Annotated in this window: 16 protein-coding genes; 5 read left to right on the forward strand and 11 right to left on the reverse strand. The window is 72.2% G+C overall.

Going from position 1 to position 17,925, the window contains the following annotated elements; translation table 11 throughout:
* Positions 1 to 58 precede the first annotated feature (58 nt).
* From OIB37_RS22925 to afsQ1, 3 genes are read right to left on the reverse strand one after another with little or no spacing between them, the layout of a single operon-like run.
* Positions 59 to 670, reverse strand: a complete 612-nt coding sequence (locus tag OIB37_RS22925) for a hypothetical protein (protein ID WP_330459473.1) — start codon at positions 668 to 670, stop codon at positions 59 to 61.
* Positions 667 to 2,265, reverse strand: coding sequence for a HAMP domain-containing sensor histidine kinase (locus OIB37_RS22930; RefSeq protein ID WP_330459474.1), 1,599 nt, complete (start codon positions 2,263 to 2,265; stop codon positions 667 to 669). The genes OIB37_RS22925 and OIB37_RS22930 overlap by 4 nt, the downstream gene beginning before the upstream one ends.
* The gene (afsQ1, locus tag OIB37_RS22935) at positions 2,262 to 2,939 is read right to left on the reverse strand and encodes a two-component system response regulator AfsQ1 (protein ID WP_031024517.1); all 678 of its coding nucleotides are present in this window, start codon (positions 2,937 to 2,939) and stop codon (positions 2,262 to 2,264) included. The genes OIB37_RS22930 and afsQ1 overlap by 4 nt, the downstream gene beginning before the upstream one ends.
* A 250-nt stretch (positions 2,940 to 3,189) precedes the next feature.
* On the opposite strand from afsQ1, the gene OIB37_RS22940 reads away from it, so the two are divergent.
* A complete protein-coding gene (locus OIB37_RS22940; RefSeq protein WP_330459475.1) occupies positions 3,190 to 3,942 on the forward strand; it encodes a SigE family RNA polymerase sigma factor in 753 nt (250 codons plus the stop codon).
* A gap of 306 nt (positions 3,943 to 4,248) precedes the next feature.
* Here the strand turns inward: OIB37_RS22940 and OIB37_RS22945 are convergent, their stop codons facing one another.
* A complete protein-coding gene (locus OIB37_RS22945) occupies positions 4,249 to 4,851 on the reverse strand; it encodes a uridine kinase family protein (RefSeq protein ID WP_330461938.1) in 603 nt (200 codons plus the stop codon).
* 160 nt (positions 4,852 to 5,011) lie between these two features.
* Here OIB37_RS22945 and OIB37_RS22950 point away from each other — a divergent pair, with 160 nt between their 5' ends.
* Positions 5,012 to 5,431 carry a hypothetical protein gene (locus tag OIB37_RS22950; protein ID WP_330459476.1) on the forward strand — a complete coding sequence of 140 codons (420 nt, stop codon included), beginning with the start codon at positions 5,012 to 5,014 and terminating at the stop codon, positions 5,429 to 5,431.
* A 183-nt stretch (positions 5,432 to 5,614) separates the two neighbouring features.
* Here OIB37_RS22950 and OIB37_RS22955 read toward each other — a convergent pair whose 3' ends face one another.
* From OIB37_RS22955 to deoC, 3 genes are read right to left on the reverse strand one after another with little or no spacing between them, the layout of a single operon-like run.
* Positions 5,615 to 6,520 (reverse strand): aldehyde dehydrogenase family protein, encoded by a 906-nt coding sequence (locus OIB37_RS22955; RefSeq protein WP_330459477.1) that lies wholly within the window; start codon positions 6,518 to 6,520, stop codon positions 5,615 to 5,617.
* Positions 6,513 to 7,958 carry an aldehyde dehydrogenase family protein gene (locus OIB37_RS22960; RefSeq protein WP_330461939.1) on the reverse strand — a complete coding sequence of 482 codons (1,446 nt, stop codon included), beginning with the start codon at positions 7,956 to 7,958 and terminating at the stop codon, positions 6,513 to 6,515. The genes OIB37_RS22955 and OIB37_RS22960 overlap by 8 nt, the downstream gene beginning before the upstream one ends.
* A gap of 11 nt (positions 7,959 to 7,969) precedes the next feature.
* On the reverse strand, positions 7,970 to 8,929 hold the full coding sequence (deoC, locus tag OIB37_RS22965) for a deoxyribose-phosphate aldolase (protein ID WP_330461940.1): 960 nt from the start codon (positions 8,927 to 8,929) through the stop codon (positions 7,970 to 7,972).
* Between the two features lie 193 nt (positions 8,930 to 9,122).
* Between deoC and OIB37_RS22970 the strand changes: the two genes are divergently transcribed.
* Positions 9,123 to 9,818: a PH domain-containing protein gene (locus OIB37_RS22970; RefSeq protein WP_330459478.1), complete on the forward strand. Its 696-nt coding sequence runs from the start codon at positions 9,123 to 9,125 to the stop codon at positions 9,816 to 9,818.
* Positions 9,819 to 9,912: 94 nt separating this feature from the next.
* Here OIB37_RS22970 and OIB37_RS22975 read toward each other — a convergent pair whose 3' ends face one another.
* The 3 genes from OIB37_RS22975 to OIB37_RS22985 form a co-directional block, all read right to left on the reverse strand.
* A complete protein-coding gene (locus tag OIB37_RS22975; RefSeq protein WP_330459479.1) occupies positions 9,913 to 11,559 on the reverse strand; it encodes a phospho-sugar mutase in 1,647 nt (548 codons plus the stop codon).
* Positions 11,560 to 11,825: 266 nt separating this feature from the next.
* A complete protein-coding gene (locus tag OIB37_RS22980) occupies positions 11,826 to 12,650 on the reverse strand; it encodes a purine-nucleoside phosphorylase (protein WP_330459480.1) in 825 nt (274 codons plus the stop codon).
* Between the two features lie 107 nt (positions 12,651 to 12,757).
* A complete protein-coding gene (locus OIB37_RS22985; RefSeq protein WP_330459481.1) occupies positions 12,758 to 13,195 on the reverse strand; it encodes a gamma-glutamylcyclotransferase in 438 nt (145 codons plus the stop codon).
* A gap of 106 nt (positions 13,196 to 13,301) precedes the next feature.
* On the opposite strand from OIB37_RS22985, the gene OIB37_RS22990 reads away from it, so the two are divergent.
* The gene (locus OIB37_RS22990; protein WP_330459482.1) at positions 13,302 to 14,750 is read left to right on the forward strand and encodes an NAD(P)H-quinone dehydrogenase; all 1,449 of its coding nucleotides are present in this window, start codon (positions 13,302 to 13,304) and stop codon (positions 14,748 to 14,750) included.
* Positions 14,751 to 14,926: 176 nt separating this feature from the next.
* A complete protein-coding gene (locus OIB37_RS22995) occupies positions 14,927 to 15,874 on the forward strand; it encodes a DeoR/GlpR family DNA-binding transcription regulator (protein WP_330459483.1) in 948 nt (315 codons plus the stop codon).
* A gap of 244 nt (positions 15,875 to 16,118) precedes the next feature.
* On the opposite strand, the gene OIB37_RS23000 is transcribed toward OIB37_RS22995, so the two are convergent.
* Positions 16,119 to 17,894, reverse strand: coding sequence for an acetyl/propionyl/methylcrotonyl-CoA carboxylase subunit alpha (locus tag OIB37_RS23000; protein ID WP_330459484.1), 1,776 nt, complete (start codon positions 17,892 to 17,894; stop codon positions 16,119 to 16,121).
* Positions 17,895 to 17,925: the final 31 nt, after the last annotated feature.

The raw sequence follows: 17,925 nt of genomic DNA on the forward strand, positions 1-17,925 counted from the left end.
CCGCGACACCCACCCCGCGGCCCGTGAGGCGTCCGCCACACCACCGGACCGCGCCCGTTCAGCCCGCCGTGACCTCGCTGGAGGGCGGCTCCGAGTTGCCGGGGCGGTCGCGGACGTCGACGGTGCACTCGTAGCGGCGCAGGGGGGCGGTGCCCGGGCCGCCGAGGACGACCGAGCCGTCGCCGTCGGCGGCGGCCGAGTCGGAGAGGGTGCAGACGGTCTGGGCGAGCGCGTAGGAGCTGAGGCGGCCGGGGGCGGTGCCGAGGCGCAGCGCCTCCTCCGGGTCCTTGGGGCCGGGGCCGGCCACGGTCAGGCCGCCCGGCACGTACGTCAGATAGCCCGCCGCCCGTTCCGCGGCCGGCGGGGACGCGGCGAGCTGGTCCAGCAGCCCCTGCGCGACCATGACCCGGCGCTTCGCGTCCGGGGTGCCCTCCGGGACGCGCACGGTCCGGTCGACGGTGACCAGGGACGAGCCGCACAGCAGGAAGACCTGCACGGGCACCCCGTGCGAGGACTGCGTGGCGGCGTCGGGCCCGGCCAGCGAGCACGGCACCCGCGACGGCGCGCCGCCGAAGTCCGTCGGTACCTCGGTGGCCTGGATGCCGCAGCCGGCGAGCAGCGCGCCCAGGAGGGGCAGCGCCAGCAGGCGCCGTACGGTCCGTGCGGTCATGACCTCTCCGCCCCCCTGCCGGTGTCCCCGGCCGGGCCGGGCGTGCCGTCCTTGGCCTCGTCCTCCTCCGTCGGCCGTGAGGCGTCGCGTGGCAGCCGGAACGTGAACACCGCCCCGCCGTCGGGGGAGTTGGCCGCGGTGATCGTGCCGCCGTGGATGTGGGCGTTCTCCATCGCGATGGACAGGCCCAGGCCGCTGCCCTCGGAGCGCGGCCGGGAGGCGCTGGCCTTGTAGAAGCGGTCGAAGACGTGCGGCAGGACGTCCTCGGGGATGCCCGGCCCGTGGTCGCGCACCGCGATGACGAGATCGTCGTCGCCGTCGTCGATGCGGACCGACACCCGGACCGGGGAGCCGCCGTGCTTGAGCGCGTTGCCGATCAGGTTGGCGAGGATGACGTCCAGGCGACGCGGGTCGAGCAGGACGTGGATGCCGCGTTCGGCGTCCAGGTCGACGGCGTCCAGCCAGGCACGGGCGTCGATGCAGGCGGTGATCTGGTCGGCGATGTCGACGTCGTCCAGGACCAGGCGGGCGGTGCCCGCGTCGAAGCGGGTGACCTCCATCAGGTTCTCGACCAGGTCGTTCAGCCGCCGCGTCTCGCTGACCACCAGCCGGACGGCCGGCTCGATCATCGGGTCGATGCTCCCCGACTCGAACTCCAGCTCCTCCTCCAGCACCTCCGTCACGGCGGTGATGGCGGTCAGCGGAGTGCGCAGCTCGTGCGACATGTCGGCGACGAACCGGCGCGAGGACTCGTCACGGGCGGCCATGTCGGCGACCCGCTTCTCCAGCGCAGCCGCCGCGTTGTTGAACGTCCGTGACAGATCGGCGAGTTCATCGGTCCCCGACACTCTCAGCCGGGTGTCCAGCCTGCCCTCGCCGAGCCGCCGGGCGGCCACCCCGAGCCGGTGCACCGGCTTCAGCACGGTCGTGGCGGCGGCCTGTGCGAGCAGCGCGGAGCCGATCAGCGCGAGGCCGGTGGCGATCCCCAGCGACCAGGCCAGCGAGTTGAGGTCCTTCGCCTCCGGCTCCAGGGACTTCGCCATGTAGCCGGTCGGGCCGCCCCCGATCACCTTGGTGCCGGCCACCAGGTACGGCGTCCCGTGGTCGGTGACCCGCTGCCAGTACAGGTGGTACGGCGCCTTGTTGTCGCCGGCCACCTTCTGCCGCTTGTCCACCGCGGTGCGCAGCGACCTGGGCACGTCCTGCAGCGAGAAGCCGTTCAGGCCGCCCGAATTGCCGTACACCGTCTTGCCGTTCGTGTCCTGCGCGACCAGCAGCACGCTGAAGCGCTGGCTGCTGCCCGCCATCTGCCCGGCCGTGCGCTGCAGTTCGTCCTGCGTGGGGTGTGCCGGCAGCGCGCCCGCGCGGTTCTGCATCTCCTGCTGGAAGTCGCGCAGCACCGCGTCCTGGGCGCGGGTGAGCACCGCCTCCCGGTTCAGCCAGTAGGCGATGCCCGAAGCCGAGACGGCCGCGGTCAGCGCGACCAGCCCGAAGACGACGACGAGCCGCAGCCTGAGGCTGGTGAACCTGAGCCGCGAAAGACTTCCCCTGTGCCCCGCGGCCCAGCCGCGCAGCCCCCCCTGTGTATCGGTCACTGAGGGGCGTCCAGGCGGTAGCCGACACCACGGACGGTACGGATCAGGGTCGGGGACGAGGGCACGTCCTCCACCTTGGCCCGCAGCCGCTGCACACACGCGTCCACCAGGCGGGAGTCGCCCAGGTAGTCGTGCTCCCACACCAGCCGCAGCAGTTGCTGCCGCGACAGCGCCTGACCGGGCCGCCGGCTCAGCTCCAGCAGCAGCCGCAGCTCGGTCGGCGTCAGCTGGAGGTCCTCGCCGTTCTTCGTGACGGTCATCGCGGACCGGTCGATGACCAGGCTGCCGAAGGTCGCCGAGTCGCTGGACTCACGCTCCCCGCGGCGCAGCACGGCCCGGATCCGGGCGTCCAGCACCCGGCCCTGCACCGGCTTGACGACATAGTCGTCGGCGCCGGACTCCAGGCCCACGACCACGTCGATGTCGTCGCTGCGCGCGGTCAGCAGGATGATCGGCAACTGGTCGGTGCGCCGGATGCGCCGGCACACCTCGAACCCGTCGATGCCGGGCAGCATCACGTCCAGCACGATCAGGTCCGGCCGCTGTTCACGCAGCAGCTTCAGACCGTCCTCGCCGCTGGCAGCGGTGGCCACCCGGTGTCCCTGGCGCGTCAGGGACAGCTCCAGGGCCGTTCGGATGGCGTCGTCGTCCTCGATCAGCAACAGGGAAGGCACGGCCACATTCTTGCCCATGCGACCGCTCCCGTACGACCGTGGCGCAGATACCCGCACACCGTCCGCACCTGTGCGCGTGGTGACGGGACGAGGACGCGGCCTTGGGGTGTGACGGTTCCCGGCCCCTGTGACAGGTCTGTGACAGTCGGCTGACACGTCCATGAAGGTCGATCGGCAAGCTTTTCAGCACGGACGGGGGAGCGACACCGAACTGTCCGGGTCACCGGAAGTCCACGACGGGGAGCGCGAGATGAACACGCTGCACAGCAAGAGCGGCTTGAGCACCAGCGCAGTGGCCACGCGTCTGCACGACGTGTGCCGGGGGCCGGAGAAGTCCGGCGGGGCGAGCATGCGGGGGTGCGCTCGCGTCGCCGGGCGTCAGCACACCGGGTTCATGACGGTGGTTGACGCGCACACGGGGGAAACACACGGGGGAACCGCGTACAGGGAGGACTCGGGGGAGAAGCAGCGCACCTCGCTGACCGAGGCGGAGTTCACCGCCTACGTCCAGGAGCGCCGCGCCTCCCTGTACGCGACCGCCTACCACCTGACCGGTGACCGCTTCGAGGCCGAGGACCTGCTGCAGAGCGCGCTGTTCTCGACGTACCGGGCGTGGGAGCGGATCAGTGACAAGGCGGCGGTCGGCGGCTACCTGCGCCGCACCATGACCAACCTGCACATCAGCGCCTGGCGGCGCCGCAAGCTCAACGAGTACCCGACCGAGGAACTGCCGGAGACGCCCGGCGAGACGGACGCGATGCGTGGCACCGAGCTGCGCGCGGTCCTGTGGCAGGCGCTCGCCCGGCTGCCCGAGACCCAGCGCACCATGCTGGTCCTGCGCTACTACGAGGGCCGCACGGACCCGGAGATCGCGGACATACTCGGCATCAGCGTCGGCACGGTCAAGTCCAGCATCTGGCGCTCGCTGCGCCGGCTGCGCGACGACGAGGTTCTCAGCTTCGGCCGGGACGAGCAGCACGCCTTCGGCGAGCTGGTCGCCTGAGACCGGGGCGGTAGAGGTCCGGGGGGACCACGGGGGAAGCACGGGGGAGCCACGCGGGACCACTGGGGGGTGGGCCCGCGGGGGAAACGGGGGAGTACTGGGGGGAACGGGGGAAGCACGGGGGAACGGGGGAGCTCGGGGGAGCACCGGGAAGCGGGACTGGGGGGCCGGGGGGTCCATCCAGTCCCGCTTCGCGCGTTCGCGTGCCTGCGTGCCTGCGTGCCTGCGTGCCTGCGTGCCTGCGTGCCTGCGTGCCTGCGTGTTTGGGTGTCCGCGAGTCCTACGGCTCCCGCACCCGCACGGCGCTCACGCCGCCGTCTGCTGCCGCGTCCCGGGCCAGGTCTCGGCCGACGCGAGCCGGCTCAGCGCCTCTTCCCGGCCGCAGGGGTGTGCGCCCAGGGAGACCTGGCGGTCCACGATCGCGCGCTCGGCGCGCATGAGCCGCCAGCCGCGCCGCAGCAGGAACGGCACCGACTTGCGGCCCTCCTTCAGATCGCGCAGGAAGCGCCTGCGGAAGGTGGTGACCGGGCCGCGGGACAGACACAGCGCGTCCGCGAGGAGACCCCGCTCGCGGCAGCGCTCCACGATCTCCGCGGCGAAGATGCCCTCCGCGATGAACAGCGACGAGTCGCCGATGTGTAGCGCCTCCTCGCCGGTGCGGGCGCTCAGCGCGATGTCGTACACCGGCACGGGGGTCGAGCGCGTGGCGCACAGCCGGGCGATGGCCTCGACGGCGACGTCCGCGTCCCACGACAGCGGGTGGTCCCAGTCGGTGTGGGAACTCCCGTCCATCAGTGGCAGCGTCGGGTCGTCGCCCTCCTTGTAGAAGTCGTCCAGGCGCAGTACGGGAAGCCCGGAACGGGCGGCGACGAGTGACTTGCCCGAGCCCGAGGGGCCGCACAGCAGCACGACACGGGCGAGGAACGGCGGATGAAGGCTCACGGAACACCAGTTTGACGCATGCCGAGCCTCCTGCCGACCCCGCGGGTCGGCTTTGGAGCGCGCGTCACACCTCAACTACCCTACGTGTCGACCTCATTACCCTGCGCACCAGAAGGCGGCACCAGCGATGGCCCGACACACTTCCTCCCCGCACCCCGCCGCGCAGCGCGCCCTGATCGCCGTCGCGACCGCAGGAGCGGCGCTGGTGGGAGGCGCGGCGACGGCGCACGCGGCCACCCCCGTCGTGGACATGCCGTGGCGGCCCACCTCGCTCGGCGACATCGACCCGCAGGCCGGCCTGACCGTCCTCACCGGCACGGTCGGCTACGTCACCGGCCCGGTCGCCGGCCTCAAGCCCAACCCCCTCGCGGGGACGGGAGTGGACCCGCTGGACAACGGGCTGGGCACCCAGGTGGCCGACTTCAAGCCGGTCGCCACCACGGCCCTGACCGCCCCGGTCGCGCAGGCGCGGTCGCTCGGGAGCATCCCGGTCCTCGGGCAGGCCATGGGCCTGCTCGGCGCGGGACGGACCGCCCCGCTGGGCTGACCGGACCGGCTCCCGGTACGCGGAGAGCCGCGCCGCCCCCGGACGGAGGGGAGGCGCGGCTCTCGGTCCGCGGCGGCCGTCGGGCCGCCGGTGCGGGCGTGCCCGCCGTCAATACGGCCGGGCCGCCCGTACGCCCAGATCGTCAGTGCGACCGGGCCGTCGGGCCGTCAGGCCGTCATGCGGTCAGTACGACGACCCCGACGCGCCCAGCGAACCCGTCGGGTGCCAGACCGTCTTGGTCTCCAGGAACGCCGTCATCCGGTCGATCCCGGGAGTCGCGGAGTAATCCACAGCCTGTGGACGCAGGACGCGCTTCAGGTTGTCCGCAGCCGCGATCTCCAGCTCCTTCGCCAGCACCTCGTCGGCGCCCGCGAGGTCGATCGCGTTGACGTCCTGGTGCGCGGCCAGCGGCGCGGCGATCTCCGCCGTACGGCCGGACAGGATGTTGACGACACCGCCCGGGACGTCGGAGGTGGCCAGCACCTCGCCCAGGGACAGGGCGGGCAGCGGGGCCTTCTCGGAAGCGATCACGACCGCGGTGTTGCCGGTGGCGATCACCGGGGCGAGCACCGAGACCAGGCCCAGGAACGACGACTCCTGCGGGGCGACGACGGTGACCACACCGGTCGGCTCCGGGGAGGAGAGGTTGAAGAACGGGCCCGCGACCGGGTTGCCGCCGCCGACCACCTGGGCGATCTTGTCGGTCCAGCCCGCGTACCAGACCCAGCGGTCGATGGTCGCGTCCACGACCGCGGTCGCCTTCGCCTTCGTCAGGCCCTCGGCCTCGGCGACCTCGCGGACGAACTGCTCCTTGCGGCCCTCCAGCATCTCCGCGACGCGGTAGAGGATCTGACCGCGGTTGTACGCGGTCGCGCCCGCCCAGCCGCCGAACGCCTTGCGCGCTGCCACGACGGCGTCACGGGCGTCCTTGCGGGACGAGAGGGGCGCGTTCGCCAGCCAGTTGTTCTTGGAGTCGGTCACCTCGTACACCCGGCCGCTCTCGGAACGCGGGAACTTCCCGCCGACGTACAGCTTGTAGGTCTTGAAGACCGACAGCCGGGGCTCGGTCTTTTCGGTCTTCTCAGACATCGAGGTACGCCTCCAGGCCGTGGCGACCGCCCTCGCGGCCGAAGCCCGACTCCTTGTAACCGCCGAACGGCGAGGTCGGGTCGAACTTGTTGAACGTGTTGGACCAGACGACACCGGCGCGCAGCTTGTTGGCGACGGCCAGGATCCGGGAGCCCTTCTCGGTCCAGATGCCCGCCGAGAGGCCGTACTGCGTGTTGTTCGCCTTGGCGACCGCCTCGTCGGGCGTGCGGAAGGAGAGCACCGACAGCACCGGGCCGAAGATCTCGTCACGGGCGATGGTGTGCGCCTGGGTGACGCCGGTGAACAGCGTCGGGGCGAACCAGTAGCCGGAGGAGGGGAGTTCGCAGGCCGGCGACCAGCGCTCGGCGCCCTCGGCCTCGCCCTTGTCCGCGAGCGCGGTGATCCGGGCCAGCTGCTCGGCGGAGTTGATCGCGCCGATGTCGGTGTTCTTGTCCAGCGGGTCGCCCAGGCGCAGCGTCGACAGGCGGCGCTTGAGGGAGTCCAGCAGCTCGTCCTGGATCGACTCCTGGACCAGCAGGCGGGAACCGGCGCAGCAGACCTGGCCCTGGTTGAAGAAGATGCCGGTGACGATGCCCTCGACGGCCTGGTCGATCGGGGCGTCGTCGAAGACGATGTTCGCGCCCTTGCCGCCCAGTTCGAGGGTGAGCTTCTTGCGCGTGCCGGCGACCGTGCGGGCGATCTCCTTGCCCACGGCGGTGGAGCCGGTGAACGCCACCTTGTTCACGTCCGGGTGCGCGACCAGCGCGGCACCCGCGTCGCCGTAGCCCGGAAGGATGTTGACGACACCCTTGGGCAGGCCCGCCTGGCGGCAGATGTCGGCGAAGAAGAGGGCGGAGAGGGGGGTCGTCTCGGCGGGCTTGAGGACGACCGTGTTGCCGGTCGCCAGCGCCGGGGCGATCTTCCACGCCAGCATCAGCAGCGGGAAGTTCCACGGGATGACCTGGCCGGCCACGCCCAGCGGACGCGGGGCGGCGCCGTAGCCGGCGTGGTCGAGCTTGTCGGCCCAGCCCGCGTAGTAGAAGAAGTGCGCGGCGACGAGCGGGAGGTCCGCGTCGCGGGTCTCCTTGATCGGCTTGCCGTTGTCCAGCGTCTCCAGGACGGCCAGCTCACGGCTGCGCTCCTGGATGATGCGGGCGATGCGGAACAGGTACTTGGCGCGCTCGGAGCCGGGCAGCGCCGACCACTTCTCGAACGCCTTGCGGGCGGCCTTGACCGCGCGGTCGACGTCGGCCTCGCCGGCCTGGGCGATCTCCGACAGCACTTCCTCGGTGCTCGGGGAGACCGTCTTGAAGACCTTGCCGTCGGCCGCCTCGGTGAACTCACCGTCGATGAACAGGCCGTAGGAAGGCGCGATGTCGACGACGGAGCGGGACTCGGGCGCCGGCGCGTACTCGAAAAGGGATGACGTGTTGTCCATGTTCATGGGTCTCAGTCCACCGTCACGTAGTCAGGGCCGGAGTAACGGCCGGTGGCCAGCTTCTGCCGCTGCATCAGCAGGTCGTTGAGGAGCGAGGAGGCGCCGAAGCGGAACCAGTGGTTGTCCAGCCAGTCCTCGCCCGCGGTCTCGTTGACCAGGACCAGGAACTTGATCGCGTCCTTGGTGGTGCGGATGCCGCCGGCCGGCTTCACGCCGATCTGGACGCCGGTCTGGGCGCGGAAGTCGCGCACCGCCTCCAGCATCAGCAGGGTGTTGGCGGGCGTGGCGTTGACCGCGACCTTGCCGGTGGACGTCTTGATGAAGTCGGCCCCGGCCAGCATGCCCAGCCAGCTCGCCCGGCGGATGTTGTCGTACGTCGACAGCTCGCCGGTCTCGAAGATGACCTTCAGCCGGGCGCTCGTCCCGCAGGCCTCCTTCACGGCGGTGATCTCGTCGTACACCTTCATGAAGTGGCCGGAGAGGAACGCGCCGCGGTCGATGACCATGTCGATCTCGTCGGCACCCGCGGAGACGGCGTCGCGCACGTCGGCCAGCTTGACGTCGAGGGCGGCGCGGCCGGCCGGGAAGGCGGTGGCGACCGAGGCGACCTTCACGCCGGAGCCGGCGACGGCTTCCTTGGCGGCGGCCACCATGTCGGGGTAGACGCAGACGGCGGCGGTCGTCGGGGTCGTCCGGTCCGTCGGGTCCGGGTGGACCGCCTTGGCGCCGAGCGCCCGGACCTTGCCCGGGGTGTCCGCGCCTTCCAGCGTCGTCAGGTCGACCATCGAGATGGCGAGGTCGATGGCGTACGCCTTCGCGGTGGTCTTGATGGAACGGGTACCAAGAGACGCGGCTCGCGACTCCAGGCCGACCGCGTCGACGCCGGGCAGCCCGTGGAGGAAGCGGCGCAGCGTGCTGTCGGACCCGGTGACGTCAGCGAGAGCGTGTGCTGTGGGTGCAGAGGTGGGCATGGTCACCAGACGAGCATATCTACGCGCGTAGCGGCTGTATACCCCCGGGGGTTCGTTCCGGCCCGGATCACAGTCCGGGGCACAGTCCGGATCACAGCCCGGAAACCAGCCCGGATCACAGACCAGATCACAGATGAGACCCGGTATCGGGCCGGGCCCGGGAGGTCGCGGCGGTGTCGTGCACAATCGGGGCATGACGACCCCGGACCACAAGTCACCCGCGCCGCAGCCCACGGTGCCCCTCGCCAAGGACCGGATCTACCGCTCGCCCCTGGCGCTCGTGGGCGGCGTGCTGCTGCTGGTGCTCGTGGCGTGGCTCGGCGTCGACGCGCTGCTCCGCGGCCACGGGCACACCCCCTGGCTGGCGCTCGCCGGGATGATCCTGGCCTTCCCGCTGGTCGGCGCCTTCACCCTCCGCCCGGCCGTCTTCGTGAACGAGGACCGGCTGCGGGTCCGCAACCCCTTCCGGGTCGTCACCCTGCCCTGGGGCGAGGTCGCCGCCCTGCGCTCCGGCTACTCCAACGAGGCCGTCGCCAAGTCCGGCACCAAGTACCAGCTGTGGGCCATCCCCGTCTCGCTGCGCGCCCGGAAGAAGGCGACCCGCAACCAGGCCCGCGCCGCGGCCGAGGCAGCCCGGGGCGGCCGTGGCCGCGGCGGGCGGTTCGGCGGTGGGGGCGGGAGCCTCGGCGCGTTCGGCGGCGGTGCCACGACGGCCGTCCCCGCCCGCGCGGAGACCGACAAGATCATGGACGACCTGCGGGAGACCCTGGAGCGCCGCGGCGAGGAGACGCCGGCCCAGGGCGAGGTCGTGGTCCGCTGGGCTTACGAGGTCATGGCGCCGGCGCTCGCGGGTGCGGTGCTGCTGGCGGTGCTGCTGGCGACCGGCTGAGCCCGGATGGCGGCCGGCCGCGCCCGGACCGCCGCTACGACGACGAAACGGGGTGCCCCCGGCAGGGGGCACCCCGTTTCGCGTCCGTGCGGGTTCAGATGCCGGCCGCCGCCGACAGGTCACGCTTGACGCCCGCGAGCAGCTCGGCCGCGCGGGCGCGCGCGGCCGGCAGGCCGGCGTGCGTCGCGACCGGTACGACGACCTCCAGGTAGCACTTCAGCTTGGGCTCGGTGCCGCTGGGGCGCACGATGACGCGGGCGCCGTCGAGGGTGTAGCGCAGCCCGTCCGTGGGCGGGAGCCGGTCCGTGCCCAGGGTGAGGTCCTCGGCCCGGGTGATGGCGAGGCCCGCCAGCTCGGTCGGCGGCCGCTCGCGCAGGCGGCGCATCGCGTCGGAGATGACGGAGAGGTCCTCGACGCGCACCGAGAGCTGGTCGGTGGCGTGCAGCCCGTGTTCCACGGCCAGGTCGTCGAGGAGGTCGAGCAGCGTGCGGCCCTCCTCCTTGAGGACCGAGGCCAGTTCGGTGATCAGGAGCGCGGCGGTGATGCCGTCCTTGTCACGCACGCCGTCCGGGTCGACGCAGTAGCCGAGGGCCTCCTCGTAGCCGAAGCGCAGGCCCTCGACGCGGGCGATCCACTTGAAGCCGGTCAGCGTCTCCTCGTACGGCTGGCCCGCCTTCGCGGCGATCCGGCCGAGCAGGGAGGAGGAGACGATCGACTCCGCGAAGGTGCCGGTGGCCCCGCGCCGGACCAGGTGGGCGGCGAGCAGCGCGCCGACCTCGTCGCCGCGCAGCATGCGCCAGTCCCCGCCGTCCTTGACGGCCACCGCGCAGCGGTCCGCGTCGGGGTCGTTGGCGATGACGAGGTCCGGGTCGCTCGCGCGGGCCCGGGCGAACGCCAGGTCCATCGCGCCCGGCTCCTCCGGGTTGGGGAAGGCGACCGTCGGGAAGTCCGGGTCCGGCTCGGCCTGTTCGGCGACCAGGACCGGCTCGGGGAAGCCGGCGCGGGCGAACGCGGCGAGCAGGACGTCCTTGCCGACGCCGTGCATCGCCGTGTAGACCGTGCGGGCCGTGCGCGGGGAGCCCGCGTCCAGTACGGCGTCCGTACGGGCCAGGTAGGCGTCCAGGACCGCGTCGTCGAGGATCTCCCAGCCCGCGTCCGGGCGCGGTACGTCGTGCAGCGAGGCGATCGCGTCGATCTCGGCGGCGATCTCCGCGTCGGCGGGCGGCACGATCTGGGAGCCGTCGCCGAGGTAGACCTTGTAGCCGTTGTCCCGGGGCGGGTTGTGGCTGGCCGTGACCTCCACGCCCGCGACCGCGCCCAGGTGCCGTATGGCGAAGGCCAGGACGGGGGTGGGCAGGGGGCGCGGCAGCACGACGGCACGCAGGCCGGCGCCGGTCATCACGGCGGCGGTGTCCCGGGCGAAGTCGGCGGACTTGTGGCGGGCGTCGTAGCCGATGGCGACGATACCGGCGTCGTCGCCCCCGTGGGGGGTGCCGTTCTTCTTCAGGTACGCGGCGAGGCCCGCGGCGGCGCGGATGACGACGGAGCGGTTCATGCGCATCGGTCCGGCGCCGAGTTCGCCCCGCAGACCGGCGGTGCCGAACTGGAGGGTGCCGCCGAAGCGGGCGGAGAGCTCCGCGACGTCGCCGGCCTCGATCAGCTTGGCCAGTTCGTCACGGGTCTCCTGGTCCGGGTCCTCCGCGAGCCACGCGTCGGCCTCGGCGATGAGATCGTCGTACACCTTGGGATCAACCTCTCCTGTGTCTGCCTGGTCCCGCTGGGGGCTCCGCCCCCAGGTCCCCGTTTTCCCGCCCGTCCGGCCGGGAACCGGACGGCCGGCCCGGCGCCCACGTGCCGACACCGCCCGCCCGCGGCCGTGTGCGGGGCCGCCAAGGCGTCTGAGCCTCACGCCGGGCGGTCCCGCGTCCGCGTCGTACCGGGCGGGTCGTGTCGTACCGGGCGGGTCGTGTCGCGTCGCGGCGCGGCACGTTCTCGTCCGGGAGTCGCTTACAGCCGGCCCAGTACCTGGGTCAGCAGCTGGCCCATGCGGGCTGCCGAGTCGCGGCCCGCCTGCAGGACCTCCTCGTGGTTGAGGGGCTCGCCCGTCATGCCCGCGGCGAGGTTGGTGACCAGGGAGATGCCCAGCACCTCGGCGCCCGCCTCACGCGCGGCGATGGCCTCGAGGACCGTGGACATGCCGACGAGGTCCGCGCCGATGACGCGGGCCATGCGGATCTCGGCCGGGGTCTCGTAGTGCGGGCCGGGGAACTGCGCGTAGACGCCCTCCTCCAGGGAGGGGTCGATCTCCTTGCACAGGGCGCGCAGCCGCGGGGAGTACAGGTCCGTCAGGTCGACGAAGTTGGCGCCGACGATCGGGGAGGTGGCCGTCAGGTTCAGGTGATCGCTGATCAGCACCGGCTGGCCGGGGCGCATGCCCTCGCGCAGACCGCCGCAGCCGTTGGTGAGCACGATGGTCTTGCAGCCGGCGGCGACGGCCGTACGGACGCCGTGCGCGACGGCGGCCACCCCGCGGCCCTCGTAGTAGTGCGTGCGGCCGAGGAAGACCAGCGCGCGCTTGTCACCGAAGGAGTACGAGCGGATCTTTCCGCCGTGCCCCTCGACCGCCGGCGGCGGGAAGCCGGGCAGCTCGGTGACCTGGAACTCGGCGTCGGGCGCGCCCAGGGCGTCGACGGCCGGAGCCCAGCCGGAGCCCATCACGAGGGCGACGTCGTGGGTCTCGGCGCCCGTGAGCTCGCGCAGGCGCGCGGCGGCGGCGTCGGCGGCCGCATAGGGGTCGCCCTGGATGTCGTCCGGAAGGAGAGATGCGTTCACGTCGACGAGGGTAGCCGGTCTTCGCCTACGCGCGTAGATGACAGAGCCCATGGGTTTGCGATCGTTGTCATGCGGTTTCTGGCAGGCGGTGGGCAAAGGGCCGCCGGTCAGCAGGGGCGTTTGCGGAGTTCCATCACATAGTCGTGGGGCGCCCCCGCGGACTCGGCCGCGTCCGCGATCTCTCCGAGGTAGCGGGCCGAGGGCAGGCCGCCCTCGTAGCCGTTGAGGACGTACGCCCAGGCCGGCTCCTCGCCGTCCAGCGTGTGCGCGCGCACCCGCACGCGCCGGTAGATGCCGAGGCCGACGCCCTCCCACCGGTCCAGCGACTCCTCGTCCGCCGGCGTGAGGTCGTACAGACCGACGAAGACCTGCGCCCCGGGCCCCTCGACGAGTGTCGCCAGCGCGCCCTCCCAGCCCAGCTGCTCGCCCCCGAAGGTCAGCCGCCAGCCGTTCAGCCAGCCGATGGCGCGCAGCGGGGAATGCGGGGCGCGGCGGGACATCAGCCGCGCGTCGAGGTTGCCGGCGTACGCGGCATAGAGCGACATGGGGGAGAGGGTACGGCAGTGGGAACTCCCGTATCCCACGCCTCAGAGGTCTCTTCCTCCCCATGGCCGTGCCCCCGGGGAGTGACCCGTTCGAGGGTGCGGGACAATGGGGGACGTGACTCGGATCGTGATCATCGGTGGCGGACCCGGCGGATACGAGGCGGCCCTCACGGCCGCCCAGCTCGGCGCGGAGGTGACCGTCGTGGACTGCGACGGTCTGGGCGGGGCGTCGGTGCTGACCGACTGCGTGCCGTCGAAGACCCTCATCGCCACGGCCGAGGTGATGACCACCTTCGACTCCTCCTACGAGGAACTGGGCATCATCGTCGCCGACGACACCCCGCACGTCGAACAGGCGGCCCGGGTGGTCGGCGTGGACCTCGGCAAGGTCAACCGCCGTGTGAAGCGCCTCGCGCTCGCCCAGTCGCACGACATCACCGCCTCCGTGACGCGGGCCGGCGCCCGGGTCATGCGCGGCCGCGGCCGGCTGGAGGGCATGCAGGCCCTCGACGGCTCCCGCAAGGTCGTCGTCACGGCCGCCGACGGCACCGAGGAGACCCTCGTCGCCGACGCCGTCCTCATCGCCACCGGCGGTCACCCGCGCGAGGTGCCCGACGCCCAGCCCGACGGTGAGCGCATCCTGAACTGGACGCAGGTCTACGACCTCACCGAGCTGCCGGAAGAGCTGATCGTGGTCGGCTCCGGCGTCACCGGCGCCGAGTTCGCCGGCGCCTACCAGGCGCTCGGCTCCAAGGTCACCCTGGTCTCCTCCCGCGACCGCGTGCTGCCGGGCGAGGACCCCGACGCCGCCGCCGTCCTGGAGGACGTCTTCCGGCGCCGCGGCATGAACGTCATGGCCCGCTCCCGCGCCCAGTCCGCCAAGCGGGTCGGCGACCGCGTCGAGGTCACCCTCGCCGACGGCCGCGTGATCAGTGGCAGCCACTGCCTCATGGCCGTCGGTGCCATCCCGAACAGCGCGGGGCTGGGGCTGGAGGAGGCCGGCGTCAGGCTGAAGGAGTCCGGGCACATCTGGACCGACCGGGTGTCGCGCACCAGCGCCCCCGGCGTCTACGCGGCCGGCGACGTCACCGGTGTCTTCGCCCTCGCCTCCGTGGCCGCGATGCAGGGGCGCATCGCGATGTACCACTTCCTCGGCGACACGGTGAGCCCGCTCAACCTCAAGACCGTCTCCTCGAACGTCTTCACCGACCCCGAGATCGCCACCGTCGGCTACACGCAGGCGGACGTCGACGCGGGCAAGATCGAGGCGCGGGCCGTGAAGCTGCCGCTGCTGCGCAACCCGCGCGCGAAGATGCAGGGCATCCGGGACGGCTTCGTGAAGATCTTCTGCCGTCCGGGCACCGGGATCGTCGTCGGCGGCGTGGTCGTCGCGCCGCGGGCGTCGGAACTCATCCACCCCATCTCGATCGCCGTCGACAACAACCTGACGGTCGAACAGATCGCGAACGCGTTCACGGTCTACCCGTCCCTCTCGGGGTCGATCGCCGAGGTGGCGCGCCAGCTGCACGGGCGCAAGGCGAGCGCGGAGGCCTGACGGCGGGCCTGCGCGGACACGGACTCCCCGTCGGTCACGGGGAGTTGTCGCGCATGCGTGCGGCATAGGCGGGTGGGTTAACTCCTATACCACCCCGCACCCGCCCTTGCGAACAACTTCTGTTATTCGGCGCAAACTGCTGAAAGCAGACGGTCGTTGGGGTTACTGTCAGTTTCGTGTTCGCTGCAGAACGTCGCCAATTGATCCTCGAAATGGTGCGAGCGAACGGGGCCGTGTCGCTCCGTGAACTCGCCCGCGTCGTCCAGACCTCCGAAGTGACCGTGCGGCGCGATGTGCGCGCACTGGAGGCAGAAGGACTCCTCGACCGCCGGCACGGCGGTGCGGTACTGCCGGGCGGATTCACGCGGGAGTCCGGCTTTCCGCAGAAGTCCCATCTCGCGACCGCGGAGAAGACGGCCATCGCCGACCTCGCCGCGGGCCTCGTCGAAGAGGGCGAGGCCATCGTGGTCGGGGCGGGTACGACCACGCAGGAGCTGGCCCGCCGGCTCGCGCGGGTACCCGGTCTGACCGTCGTCACCAACTCCCTCCTGGTCGCCCAGGCGCTCGCCCACGCCAACCGCGTGGAGGTCGTGATGACCGGCGGTACGCTGCGCGGCTCCAACTACGCGCTGGTCGGCTCCGGTGCCGAGCAGTCCCTGCAGGGGCTGAGGGTCTCGAAGGCCTTCCTCTCCGGCAGTGGCCTGACCGCCGAGCGCGGCCTGTCCACGTCCAACATGCTGTCGGCGTCCGTCGACCGCGCCCTCGTCCAGGCCGCCGCGGAGGTCGTGGTCCTCGCCGACCACACCAAGCTCGGCACCGACACGATGTTCCAGACGGTGCCGACCGACGTCATCACCCGCCTGGTCACCGACGAGCCGCCCGCGCACGACGACCGTGCCGCCACCGAGCTGCAGGCGCTCGCCGACCAGGGCGTGCAGATCGCTGTCGCGGGGGCCTCGGGAAACCACTCGGCGGGTGAGCAGGGGCCCGCGGCGCGTCAGCGGGGGGTGCCCGGGCCCCGGCGGAGTCAGCTGCCCGGGGCCGGGCTGCGGTCGGCCTCCGTACTGGGGGAGCAGCCCGCGGGCACCGAACGGGGGCGCGTCGCGGATCTGCGGCGCCGTTAGCTCTCCGGGTCCGGTGGGTTCGTGGACCGTGCGTGGGCGGTGCCCCGGATGTCGTGCGGCCGCGGGTGCGCCGTGGCTGGTCGCGCAGTTCCCCGCGCCCCTTGAGGTGGGTGCCGTTCGGCCGGGTTCGGGGCCAGTGGGGTGGTCCCGTGCTTCTCGGTCCGGCCGATGTCAGGCGCGCCAAAAAGCGCGACGCCCAGCAGACCGGATAACCGGTCCACCGGGCGTCACCTGAGTGCGGGCGTCAGTCCTTGATCTCGCAGATCGCGGCGCCGGACGTGATGGAGGCGCCGACCTCGGCACCCAGGCCCTTGATGGTGCCCGCCTTGTGGGCGTTGAGGGGCTGCTCCATCTTCATGGCCTCCAGGACGACGACCAGGTCGCCCTCCTTGACCTCCTGGCCCTCCTCGACCGCCACCTTCACGATGGTGCCCTGCATGGGCGAGGCGAGGGTGTCGCCGGAGGCGACGGGGCCGGACTTCTTGGCGGCGCGGCGCTTCGGCTTGGCGCCGGCGGCGAGGCCGGTGCGGGCCAGGGACATGCCCAGCGACGACGGGAGGGAGACCTCCAGGCGCTTGCCGCCGACCTCGACGACGACGGTCTCACGGCCGCCGGTGTCCTCGTCCGCCTCGACGTCGGCGGGGGCGGTGAAGGGCTTGATGTCGTTGACGAACTCGGTCTCGATCCAGCGGGTGTGGACCGTGAACGGGTCGGCGGAGCCGGTCAGCTCGGGGGCGAACGCCGGGTCCCGGACGACCACGCGGTGGAACGGGACGGCGGTGGCCATGCCCTCGACCTGGAACTCGTCCAGGGCGCGCGCGGCCCGCTCCAGGGCCTCCTTGCGGGTGCGGCCGGTGACGATCAGCTTGGCGAGCAGGGAGTCCCAGGCCGGGCCGATGACCGAGCCGGACTCCACGCCCGCGTCCAGCCGGACACCGGGGCCCGACGGCGCGTCGAAGCGGGTGACCGTACCGGGAGCCGGGAGGAAGCCGCGGCCCGGGTCCTCGCCGTTGATGCGGAACTCGAAGGAGTGGCCGCGCAGCTCCGGGTCGCCGTAGCCCAGCTCCTCGCCGTCGGCGATACGGAACATCTCGCGGACCAGGTCGATGCCGGCGACCTCCTCGGTCACCGGGTGCTCGACCTGGAGGCGGGTGTTGACCTCCAGGAAGGAGATCGTGCCGTCCTGGCCGACCAGGAACTCACAGGTGCCGGCGCCCTCGTAGGCGGCCTCCTTGAGGATGGCCTTGGAGGCGCGGTACAGCTCGGCGACCTGCTCGTCCGACAGGAACGGCGCGGGCGCCTCCTCGACGAGCTTCTGGTGGCGGCGCTGGAGCGAGCAGTCACGGGTGGAGACGACGACCACGTTGCCGTGCTTGTCGGCCAGGCACTGCGTCTCCACGTGGCGCGGCCGGTCGAGGTAGCGCTCGACGAAGCACTCGCCGCGGCCGAAGGCGGCGACGGCCTCGCGGACGGCGGAGTCGTACAGCTCCGGGACCTCTTCGAGGGTGCGGGCGACCTTCAGGCCGCGCCCGCCACCGCCGAAGGCGGCCTTGATCGCGATCGGCAGGCCGTGCTCCTCGGCGAAGGCCACGACCTCGTCGGCGCCGGACACCGGGTCGGACGTGCCGGCGACCAGCGGCGCGCCGGCGCGCTGGGCGATGTGCCGGGCGGCGACCTTGTCACCGAGGTCACGGATGGCCTGCGGCGGCGGGCCGATCCAGATCAGACCGGCGTCCAGGACCGCCTGAGCGAACTCGGCGTTCTCCGAGAGGAAGCCGTAACCGGGGTGGATGGCGTCCGCACCGGACTCGCGGGCGGCGTTCAGCACCTTCTCGATGTCCAGGTAACTGGTCGCCGGAGTGTCACCGCCCAGGGCGAACGCCTCATCCGCGGCGCGGACGTGCAGAGCGTCCCGGTCCGGGTCGGCGTATACGGCCACGCTCGCGATCCCGGCATCCCGGCAGGCCCGGGCAACGCGGACAGCGATTTCGCCACGGTTGGCGATGAGCACCTTGCGCACGATTGAGGCTCCCTCCTTGAAACAAGCCGAG

Origin of the sequence: Streptomyces sp. NBC_00820, from assembly GCF_036347055.1 — a bacterium.
In the GTDB taxonomy this organism is placed as follows: Bacteria; Actinomycetota; Actinomycetes; order Streptomycetales; family Streptomycetaceae; genus Streptomyces.

What these genes read in the sequence shown, in the direction of transcription:
- OIB37_RS22990 (WP_330459482.1), top strand. Translation starts at nt 13,302, where the DNA reads ATGGGGGACGTGACTCGGATCGTGATCATCGGTGGCGGACCCGGCGGA.
- OIB37_RS22955 (WP_330459477.1), bottom strand. Translation starts at nt 6,520, where the DNA reads ATGTCTGAGAAGACCGAAAAGACCGAGCCCCGGCTGTCGGTCTTCAAG.
- OIB37_RS22940 (WP_330459475.1), top strand. Translation starts at nt 3,190, where the DNA reads ATGAACACGCTGCACAGCAAGAGCGGCTTGAGCACCAGCGCAGTGGCC.
- OIB37_RS22925 (WP_330459473.1), bottom strand. Translation starts at nt 670, where the DNA reads ATGACCGCACGGACCGTACGGCGCCTGCTGGCGCTGCCCCTCCTGGGC.
- OIB37_RS22970 (WP_330459478.1), top strand. Translation starts at nt 9,123, where the DNA reads ATGACGACCCCGGACCACAAGTCACCCGCGCCGCAGCCCACGGTGCCC.
- deoC (WP_330461940.1), bottom strand. Translation starts at nt 8,929, where the DNA reads ATGCCCACCTCTGCACCCACAGCACACGCTCTCGCTGACGTCACCGGG.
- OIB37_RS22960 (WP_330461939.1), bottom strand. Translation starts at nt 7,958, where the DNA reads ATGGACAACACGTCATCCCTTTTCGAGTACGCGCCGGCGCCCGAGTCC.
- OIB37_RS22985 (WP_330459481.1), bottom strand. Translation starts at nt 13,195, where the DNA reads ATGTCGCTCTATGCCGCGTACGCCGGCAACCTCGACGCGCGGCTGATG.
- OIB37_RS22950 (WP_330459476.1), top strand. Translation starts at nt 5,012, where the DNA reads ATGGCCCGACACACTTCCTCCCCGCACCCCGCCGCGCAGCGCGCCCTG.